At 60.6% G+C, this 1,390-nt stretch carries 1 protein-coding gene; it reads right to left on the minus strand.

Features of this window, described 5'->3' with window-relative positions; genetic code table 11:
- Positions 1-1,178: efflux RND transporter permease subunit (locus NW827_RS02740; RefSeq protein ID WP_414503311.1), on the minus strand; the 1,178-nt coding region annotated here is incomplete at its 3' end.
- Positions 1,179-1,390 lie beyond the last annotated feature (212 nt).

Below are 1,390 nucleotides of genomic sequence, written 5' to 3' on the forward strand. Positions count from 1 at the left end.
GGGATTACAAAAGCCACAATGGCCGCCTCCCGCCAGCCCAGGAAGATCAACAACAGGCCCACCACAATGCCGATGGCCTGGAAGAGGCTGTTGTAGAGGTTCCCAACCGCTTTTGAGGCCGTCCGCCCGTCGTTGCGGGTGACGGCAACCTGGATCCCGGGAGGCAACTGCGGCCGCAACTCTTCCAGCCGCCGAAAAATGGCCTTGGCTACGGTGACCGCGTTGGTTCCCGGCTTCTTGGCAATGCCGATGGTGACCGCCGGCTGGGTGATCCACTCTCCCGTCGAGCGGCGGCGCGGATCCGGATAGGGATCCGTGATGGGCTCGTCGCTGCGGAAGTGGATGCGGGTCAGGGAGGTGCGCTCGGCAAACTCATCCCGCACGCTGGCTACATCTCTGAGATAGACCTCCGGCTTGATCTGAATAGCGGCCACGTCCTCAGCCGAAGCCAGCCGCTGTCCCCCCTCCAGGCGGATCTGCTGGGATCCCACCTCCACTTCTCCCGCCGGCAGTTGCAAGTTTTCGGCGGCAATCTGTTGGGCCACCTGGGTCGGGGAAAGACCATAGCTGGCCAGCCGCTCCGGATCCAAATCCACCCGGATGGTGCGGGGATGCCCCCCCACCAGCGTCAGGTGGGCCGTGTTGGGAAGGCTGCGCAGATCCTCCAGCAGCCGCTCTCCCACCCGCCGTAGCTGATCGTCGCTGAAGTCGGCCCCTGTCAAGGTGAGGGTAACGATGGGAACATCGTCAATGATGACCGGCTGCACCTGATAGCTGGCGCCAGGGGGGAATAGCTCCGGGTGGCTAAACAGATGGTTTTGCAGCTTGAACAGGCTGTCTTCCCAGTTTTCCCCCACCTCATACTGCACCGTGATCAAGCCGCCAGAGGCCTGGGCCACCGAGTAGATGTGGTCGATCCCCGTCAGCTCCCGTAGCTTCGCTTCCACAGGGGTGATCAGCGTCTTCTCCACGACCTCGGCACTGGCCCCCGGATACCGCAAAACTACATCCGCTGCCGGGACGACAATTTGCGGGTTTTCTTCCTTGGGGGTCAAGGTCGCCGCCAGCAGGCCAAAGATGGCCAGACCCACAATAATCAAGGAAGTAAGCTGGGCGTTGTTGATAAAGTAAGCGGTAACCTGCCCCACCCCTTGGTGCGGCTTCTCCAGCTCTGACATGGGAAAAATCCAGATTGGTTCATGCTTATACTACCATATAGCTATACTTTTATGCATCCATAGCTGCTCTTGCCCGTCTTCCGAAGCCGTCACCTGAGGTAGGCCCAGCAAAGGACGAACTGCTAATCGTGGCTGGGTCTAGGGGGGGATCCTGGCTTGGCAATCCAGTAGCCGCACTGGTGTTCTCCGTTTACTTGCCAGGTGAGGCGCTC

Origin of the sequence: Synechococcus sp. H70.1 (genome assembly GCF_047502705.1) — a bacterium.
GTDB lineage: Bacteria > Cyanobacteriota > Cyanobacteriia > Thermostichales > Thermostichaceae > Thermostichus.